The sequence below is a fragment of the Armatimonas sp. genome (assembly GCF_964826245.1).
In genome coordinates this window covers 1-8,102 of record NZ_CBAYMC010000206.1, presented here as the reverse complement: position 1 = coordinate 8,102, position 8,102 = coordinate 1, and the positions used below count along the sequence as shown (strand labels likewise).

The 8,102-nt window shown below is 59.9% G+C and carries 8 protein-coding genes; 3 read left to right on the top strand and 5 right to left on the bottom strand.

Features of this window, described 5'->3' with window-relative positions:
* Positions 1-1,229 (top strand): Gfo/Idh/MocA family protein (locus AC1XOS_RS17070; RefSeq protein ID WP_481963430.1); only part of this gene is annotated, 1,229 nt, incomplete at its 5' end.
* A 2-nt stretch (positions 1,230-1,231) separates the two neighbouring features.
* Here AC1XOS_RS17070 and AC1XOS_RS17065 read toward each other — a convergent pair.
* From AC1XOS_RS17065 to AC1XOS_RS17055, 3 genes are read right to left on the bottom strand one after another with little or no spacing between them, the layout of a single operon-like run.
* A complete protein-coding gene (locus tag AC1XOS_RS17065) occupies positions 1,232-2,881 on the bottom strand; it encodes an NYN domain-containing protein (protein ID WP_481963429.1) in 1,650 nt (549 codons plus the stop codon).
* The gene (gene rlmN, locus AC1XOS_RS17060) at positions 2,878-3,990 is read right to left on the bottom strand and encodes a dual-specificity RNA methyltransferase RlmN (RefSeq protein WP_481963428.1); all 1,113 of its coding nucleotides are present in this window, start codon (positions 3,988-3,990) and stop codon (positions 2,878-2,880) included. The genes AC1XOS_RS17065 and rlmN overlap by 4 nt, the downstream gene beginning before the upstream one ends.
* Positions 3,991-3,996: 6 nt before the next feature.
* A complete protein-coding gene (locus AC1XOS_RS17055; RefSeq protein ID WP_481963427.1) occupies positions 3,997-4,509 on the bottom strand; it encodes a hypothetical protein in 513 nt (170 codons plus the stop codon).
* A 255-nt stretch (positions 4,510-4,764) separates the two neighbouring features.
* Here AC1XOS_RS17055 and AC1XOS_RS17050 point away from each other — a divergent pair, with 255 nt between their 5' ends.
* The gene (locus tag AC1XOS_RS17050) at positions 4,765-5,496 is read left to right on the top strand and encodes a PEP-CTERM sorting domain-containing protein (protein ID WP_481963426.1); all 732 of its coding nucleotides are present in this window, start codon (positions 4,765-4,767) and stop codon (positions 5,494-5,496) included.
* A gap of 1 nt (position 5,497) precedes the next feature.
* On the opposite strand, the gene AC1XOS_RS17045 is transcribed toward AC1XOS_RS17050, so the two are convergent.
* Positions 5,498-6,721: a bifunctional 3,4-dihydroxy-2-butanone-4-phosphate synthase/GTP cyclohydrolase II gene (locus tag AC1XOS_RS17045; protein ID WP_481963425.1), complete on the bottom strand. Its 1,224-nt coding sequence runs from the start codon at positions 6,719-6,721 to the stop codon at positions 5,498-5,500.
* On the bottom strand, positions 6,715-7,404 hold the full coding sequence (locus AC1XOS_RS17040) for a riboflavin synthase (protein WP_481963424.1): 690 nt from the start codon (positions 7,402-7,404) through the stop codon (positions 6,715-6,717). The genes AC1XOS_RS17045 and AC1XOS_RS17040 overlap by 7 nt, the downstream gene beginning before the upstream one ends.
* A gap of 39 nt (positions 7,405-7,443) precedes the next feature.
* On the opposite strand from AC1XOS_RS17040, the gene AC1XOS_RS17035 reads away from it, so the two are divergent.
* Positions 7,444-8,102, top strand: a 659-nt coding sequence (locus AC1XOS_RS17035; protein WP_481963423.1) for an MFS transporter, incomplete at its 3' end; no start/stop codon positions are given.

Here is an 8,102-nt window from a genome sequence, read left to right as displayed (position 1 = left end):
GGATTGGGGTCGGTAGCCAAGGCGGATCCGATGTGGATCAGGTCATTGCCGCAGGTGGAAACCTGATCGCTCTCTGTGATGTGGACCACAAGTACGCCGCCAAGAAGTTTGAACAGTACCCGAATGCCAAGAAGTTCAAAGACTACCGCGTGATGATCAAGGAGCTGGGCAAAGAGCTAGATGCCGTTGTGATCGGCACCCCCGACCATACCCATGCCGTGATTGCCATGGAGGCAATCCGAAACGGTAAGCATGTCTACTGCGAGAAGCCTCTGGCCCATAGCATCCATGAGGTGCAGACCCTGATGGCGGCGGCTCGAAAGCATAAAGTGGTTACCCAGCTTGGAAACCAGGGGCACTCCACCGACTCGATCCGGCGCGTCGTCGAGTGGGTCGGGGCTGGGGCCATCGGCCAAGTTCACACGGTGCATGCCGCCTGCGGTGAGTTCAAGGATGTCTACAGCCAGATCCGCAATCTGGATAAGCTGGAGCAAAAATACGAAGTGCCTTCTGAGCTGGACTACGATCTCTGGCTGGGCCCCGTGCCGTTTCGACCCTACGCTCCGTTTTGGGTGCACTGGAACTGGCGTGGCTGGCTGCCCTTTGGAACCGGCACGATCGGCGACTGGTTCTGCCACGTGATTGATCCCGCGTTCTGGGCGCTCGACCTGGATGCTCCCACAACGGTTCACGCGGAAACACCCGGTTACGACCCTGCAACTCAGGGACTGACCTACCCGTCAGCGACAAAGATTACCTTTGAGTTCCCGGCAAAGGCAGGGCGTGGTCCGGTTACCCTCGTCTGGCACGATGGCGACAATGCGATCCCCAAACCTGCGAACTTCGGGGACGATGAGGTGCCACGCACCGGAGCCATTCTGTTTGGCGAAAAGGGAATGATTGTGCATGGCTCGCACGGCGGTGGTGGCTGTCATATCCTGCCCGAGAAGCTCCGAAACGAGAACACGGGAAGCAATGCCCCCAAAGAGACCATTCCTAGAGTCAAGGGCCATCACTGGGACTGGCTTGAGGCGATCCGAACGGGACGGCAAGCGGGCTCTAACTTTGACTATGGCGGACGGCTCACGCAAGTGGCGCTTCTGGGAGCCATCGCGATTCGCTTCCCTGGCCAGACCCTCAAGTGGGATTCGAAAGCGGTGCGCTTCACCAACAACAATGCCGCCAATGCCTACATCGCTCCGCCCTACCGAAAGGGCTGGAAGCTGTAAGTCTAAACGGGAAGCAGGGTGACGGTGTTTTTGTGGATCGTGAAGCCGAGCCGCTCGATACCGTCTGCCTGCTTTCCCCAGTCTGCGAGGCGGTCGTTGGTGAGGAGAGGGGCACTGTGGGCGTGGGCCTCGGTAAGCAGTAGCTCATCGGCGCTGGTTCCGGGGAGGGTCTCGCGGACGATATGCCGCTCCACGAGTGCTGCGTAGGCAGCTTTATCGGTGACCACATGGCGCAGGTTGGCATCGGCGATACAGATCACGGGAAAGAAGCCGTGCAAGAGCAAGAACTCCCGAAGTGCGACAAGCTGGGTGGTCGAACCTGTTGCTTTCTTGGTCACCAGGGCCGCTAGCGGGTCGCCGATGTGTCTCGCAACATTGGACGCATCCACCACAATCGGCCGGAGGCGTGTCGCGGTTAGGGTCGCGACGCTTGGCGGGCTGAGGCGGCCCACTGCCTCCAACAGAGCATCCGCAAGGCCAGGATCACTCGTGCGGAGCGCCTGCAAACCTGCCCGTGCCTGACTCACCAGCGCGACAGTGCCTTCGTCTACGGCTTGTACCAGTTTTCGGGCCGTTACTGTGGCCACGCTCTTCGACGTTGTCGGGAGCGCGACGGTCGCATCAGGGACTAGTGTTGTGGCACGGGGCTCTGGCAGAAGCGAGGGATATTTTTTACCCACACTCTCCAAGCCCTTCGTCAGACAGGCAAAGGCAGCGGGGCGGGTCAGGCGCTGGCGCAGCCAGCTCTGGCTTAGTGCCTCTAGCTCACCCCGGCGCTCGGCCATGGCGAGGAGCTTCTGGAGCAGTGCCCGCTCTGCCGTACTGGGCGTGTTTCGGGTAAACGAGCGCAAGAGGGCCTCGGATGCCTCTAAAGGCTGGCCCGCACTCAGAAATGCCTCTGCGGCGAGTCGAGACTGCGCAACCGCATCGGGAGCGCCCAGGCTATCGAGGGCTGCGGCATAGGCTCCCTGAATCCCTGCTCGCGCAACCAGGGGAAGGGAATCATCGGTGAGGAGCTCGCGGCAGAGCGCCAGGACGGTCGCATCATGGCCACGCTGTAGCAGGCGACTCAGCGCCTCAGGGAACCAGGAAGTCGGCGGCTCCGCAGCCAGTGTCGGAGCCGTGGCGGTTGGCGCTGAGGCTTTTACCACGACGGGCTCGGGAACCTTTCGGCGACGTTCCCGCTCAAGTTGCGCCTCACGTGTCTCCCGCGCCTTGCGCTCGGAGTCCCGCTCAACGAGGGCCGCATCCCGCTCTTTTTCACACTGCCCAAGCCGCGCACGAAGTTCTGTCAGCTCGGCGTCTCTTTCTCGCAGAGCCGCCCGCTGCTCTCTGAGCTTCGCCTTAAGCTCACCCTCCTTCGAAGATGGAGGGTCGCCGAGGGACGAGGCGGGGAGGGTTCTGGCGGGGTTGGGGCTGGCAGACGGCACAGGCTCATGGATGGGTACTGCCTCCAGCGCCTCCGCGAGCTTGGGGTTCTTGGGGAGTGCCTCCGCCAAGCGCTTGAGAACAATCGGATTCTTCAGAGTCTCGACACCGGGGCGAAACCCCGCGCTGATCTGTGCCATCACCAAAGGCTCGCTCTTGAGCAAGCGCTGGATCTCTTTCTGGGGAAGCGTGGCAAGCCGCTCTCGCCACTCCTCCGCTGTCATGCGGTAGGCTCCAGAGTGGGCTCGGTCGGCTCCGCAACGGGAATCTGGGAGAAGAGGGGCAAGGGGCGCATGGCAGAGCCGGGCTTGAGCGCGGAGCGCTTGAGCTGGCCACACGCGGCGGCGATCCGGTGGCCTTTCTCGTAGCGCTGGGTAATGGTCACGCCATACGAGGCAACGATCTCCCGAAAGAGCCGCGCCGCCTCGGGAGTCGGGCGCTGGTAGCGGGCTTCGACATCGGTGGAGTTGTAGGGGATCGTGTTCACGGCACAGAGTGGCTGGCGGCGCAGTAGCTCGCCAAGCTCATGTGCCTCTTTCTCCGTGTCGTTGATTCCGGCCATCAGGACATACTCGAACGTGATCCGGCGTCGCGTCGTGTCGGTATAGTGGCGGCAGGCTTCCATCAGTCGGCCAATCGGGTACTTTTCATTCAGCGGCACCAGCTCGGAGCGGAGCGTGTTGTTGGGGGCATGGAGCGAGACCGCCAGCGTGATAGGCAAGTCTTCCGCCGCTAGCTTCTCCATTCCCGGCACAACCCCGACCGTCGAGACCGTCATGTTTCTATACGAGAGCCCGACTTCGTCGTGGAGCAGGTGCAAGGCTTTGAGAACATTGGGCAGGTTGATCAGCGGCTCGCCCATTCCCATGAGGACTAAGTGAGAGATGCGCTGCTCGGGGTGCTTTGCCTGCATGAACAAGAGCTGGTCTACGATCTCTCCTGCCGTTAAGTTACGAGCCAGCCCCTCGGTGCCCGTCGCGCAGAACGAGCAAGCCATCGGGCAGCCTACCTGCGACGACACACACACCGACGTCCGGTCTTCATACGGCAGGTAGACCGCCTCGATTACCTCACTATCGGTGAGATTAAGGAGATACTTTTCCGTGCCATCGGGAGCGCTCTGGACGCTTCGCTCTGAGCAAGGCGCGAGCTGTGTCTCGGTAGCAAGCTTCTCACGGAGCGCCTTGGGCAAGTCCGAGAAGGCATCGAAGTCACGGGCAAAACGGGTATAGAAACCACGGGCGAGCTGCTTTCCACGATAGCCAGGAAGGCCCATCTCGGTCAGGAGTGCAGTCAGCTCGGCAGTGGTGTGGCCGATCAAAGTAGGGGTCATTACCCCCTAGTATAGCGCACGCCGACGGAACCGTAGCCGAGGCTGTCTCTCTTCGCCGAAACGATCTACTCCATCGGCAAGGTCACAGGCAAGATCGAGGAGAAAACGGAGGCGCTCTGGTTGTAGTGTGGCGCAGGAGATTCGAAGGGTCTGCTCGTTGAGTTGGATGTGCCACCGATCCCAAACACGGCGGGCAAACGCCAGAGTATTGAGCTGCATCGCCGCTAGCTCCGTGATCCAGGGAAGGCTTGGTACGGGGCCTTCACTGCTCAGCTCATCGTAGAGCCGCGCGGCGTTTCGGGTGCGAATGGCAATGGTGACGGACTGGCCCTGCCGCGTGATCTGGATAGCCCGACCCCGGTAGACCCCTGCGCCCTGCAATCCCAGCCCTAGGGTCTTCAGGCTGCGCTGCCAGTGCCCTCGTGCGTACCAGGCCATAGCCATCAACCCAAACGATGTCAGCGCCCCCGCAATCCCAATACCAAGCGGTAAGCCACCGCTGAAATCACTTGCCAGCATACTTCCAGAACGATCGACTCCCCGAGAATGTTCCACCCTGTGAGCTTTTCCATTAAACATTACTCCTCGATCGTCCCATATCGCTGGTTTAGTTGGACAGTGCGAGCAACTCTGAATTCAGGTCAGGAGTTGGAAATTCCTCGCTGAAGGCGACCTAATTATTTATTTGGAAAAGCCCATAATTTAGTCGTAAATCGCTCGGTCATGCTTCCGTTAATATTTTGTGACCGGCAGTTGTTTTGGAGACACACATAGATGAATCGTGCTATTGTAAAGGGCCTCGCCCTAGGTTTTGTGGCGGCTGTACTTACTTCGTCTGCCCATGCTCAGTTTACTACGTTTGCTAACTTCTCCCAGGCAGGTGGTGGTTCGAAGCCTTTTACCTTTACGAACTCAGGAGCATCTAGTACATTTAATTTAGCAGTACCACAGGATATTAACTTCTTTTATCAGGTGATCAACGATTATAACGGAAGTAGTTTTGCAACTCTCATTCCTGCAAAGATGACTCTATCGGCAACTGTGGGAGCGGTTACCGATGATTTAGGAGGAACCCTTCGACAGTCATTGACTAGTATTACAATGACTTACACCGCAGATACTCCGGTGAATGGAAAGACAAACCTCCTGACGATTGTTGCTAACGCAGGAGGAACTCCTGGGCGACGTGGCGGTTTTTTGATTGGCACAGACGGAGGTAGCACAGCGAGTTTTACGGGGTCTCAGAATGGAGCAACAGGAGACTCTGTTACCATGACCTCAGATTTCCTTCTCTTTAATAATACTACCCGCCGTGACTATTCCCTGTCGCTTAATGCTCTGACCCCTGACTTTACTCTGAATGTGAATGGTTACTTGAACAACTTCACTGCAGATGCTACCGGGACTTTCGCAACGAATCCTGCGCCACAGGCTACGATTCCTGAGCCTGCAACTCTTGCGCTTCTGGGGCTGGGCGGAGTAGTTCTGCGTCGTCGCCGCCGCTAGGTTACTCCGTTGGAGGCGGTAAGTCGTGGCCCATGCGGGTGCGCTTGGTTTCTAGGTAGCGTGCATTATGTGGGTTCGCGGCAACCGGGAGCGGGACGCGCTCGGTGACTTGAAGATCAAAGCCCTGGAGGCCATCGCGCTTTCCGGGGTTGTTGGTCATCAGGCGTAGCTTGCGCAGTCCTAAGTCCACCAGTATCTGTGCCCCGATTCCGTAGTCACGCGAGTCGGCCTTGAAGCCTAGCATGAGGTTGGCATCTAGCGTGTCCGCACCCTGGTCTTGCAGAGCATAGGCGCGCATTTTATTGACCAATCCAATCCCACGGCCCTCTTGCTCGATGTAGAGCAGAACACCTCGGCCTTCGTCGGCGATTTTCTGCAAGGCGAGCTGGAGCTGGTCGCCACAGTCGCAGCGGAGCGAGCCAAGTAAGTCTCCTGTCACACACGAGCTATGAATGCGGCAGAGAATGGGCGCATCGGGGCTGATCTCACCCATGACCAAGGCTAAGTACTCGTTGTTGTCTACATCGCTGGTGTAGGCATGCGCCACAAAAGTGCCGTAGCGAGTGGGCATCTGCACGACCGCGAGCTTGCTGACCAGCTTCTCGGTGCGGCGCCGATAGCGAATGAGATCGGCGATGGTGCACAGCTTAAGGCCCAGCTCTTGGGCAAGCGCGGCCAGGCCCGGAAGGCGTAGCATCTCGCCATCGTCGCCCATGATCTCACAGATCACGCCCACGGGCTGAAGCCCCGCGAGGCGCATTAAGTCTACCGTGGCCTCGGTGTGGCCGGGGCGCTTGAGGACGCCGCCGTTGCGCGCCATGAGCGGGCTGACGTGGCCAGGACGGTTGAAGTCCGCAGGCACCGCGCTCGGATCGGCGAGCTTCTGGATGGTGACCACACGGTCTTGGGCGCTGGAGCCACTGGTCGTTCCGGCGCGGGCATCCACGGCGATATGAAACGCCGTGCGCATTGCCTCGGTGTTGTCTTGCACTTGGGGCGGGATACTCAGCTGCTCGAGGCGCTCGGCCATCATCGGAACCGTGATAATCCCACTGGCACGGCGGTTCATGAGCGTGATGATCTCAGGCGTTACAAACTCAGCGGCCATCACAAAATCGCCCTCGTTCTCCCGGTCTTCGTCATCTACGAGGATAATGAGCTTGCCTGCCCGAAGATCCTCAATGGCGTCTTCGATCCGGTCAAAGTGAATCTCGGACTCTACCATCGCCGGGATGCCTCAGGCTCGGGCTGGGTCTCGATGTAGCCACTGCGAGCCAGCAGATCCATCGTCACACCGCGTCCGCCGCCCAGTGCGCCCCACTGCCCGCCCATGAGCTTCTCGACATACTTGCCGATGATATCGGTCTCGATATTGACGGAGTCGCCTGCCCGCCAGTCTTTGAGGGTGGTGTTCTCCCAGGTGTGAGGGATGATCGAGAGCGAGAAGGCCTTGTCGTCGGCGTCCATCACGGTGAGCGAGATGCCGTCCACGCAGACACTGCCTTTGGTAACAACATAGCGCAGCAGCTCGGGCGACGCTTCCACATAGACAAACCAGGAGTCGCCTGCGGGTCGGATCGAGGCAATGCGCCCCGTGCCGTCTACGTGCCCTTGGACGATATGCCCCCCAAAGCGCCCGTCTGCCTTGAGGGCGCGCTCTAAGTTCACCGTCTCCCCGACCCTGCGCTGGCCCAGCGTCGTGCGGCGGAGCGTCTCATAGACGGCCTCGAAGCTCACTTGCGGAGCCATGATCTCCACCACTGTGAGGCAGACGCCATTGATCGCCACCGAGTCGCCGATGGCAACGTCTTCCGCGATCCGCGCCGCTGACACCGTGATCCGCACCGAGTCGCGCCCGGAGTCTAGCGCCGCGATCTTACCGACCGCCTCAATAATGCCTGTGAACATGGCTCTATTGTACCGCGTAGCTAGGTATACTCCGGTTCTATGTCCCGCGACCCCTATGCCGCTCTGCGCTCCGCCAACTACCGGCTCTTTGCTATTGGGGGGCTGGCGTCGGCGCTGGGGGGACAGATCTTCTCGGTAGCGCTGGGCTGGGAGCTCTATGAGCGCACCCACGACCCTGGTGCACTGGGGCTCTTGGGGCTGCTTCAGGCGATTCCCGTGGTGGCGCTGGCGCTCCCCGCAGGCGATCTGGCCGACCGGAAAGACCGTAAGAAGATTCTGATTTTTACGCTGCCTTTTGTCTTTCTGTGCATGCTGGTGCTCGCTTGGCTCTCCTACACCAAAGCGCCGATTGGGTGGCTCTATGCCATTCTTCTCGTTGAGGCGCTCTTTCAAGCGGTGGCAAACCCCGCTCGCTCTGCCCTTCTTCCCCAGCTGGTTCCCGAAGAGGCGCTGGCAAATGCGATTGCCTGGAACACGTCGCGCTGGCAACTTGCGTCCCTGGGTGGCCCGGCGCTTGGTGGGGCACTGCTGGCCATTTTCAAAGTGGCTTGGCCCAGCTACGCCTTTGCAGCGGCGGCACTGTGCTTATTCTGGTTCTGTGTGCTCTTTCTTAAACCGCTGGCCGCTCCGGTTCGAATGACGGCGGCGCAAGCCGAGAGTGTCTGGCTACGGCTTGCCGCCGGTGCCGCCTTTGTCCG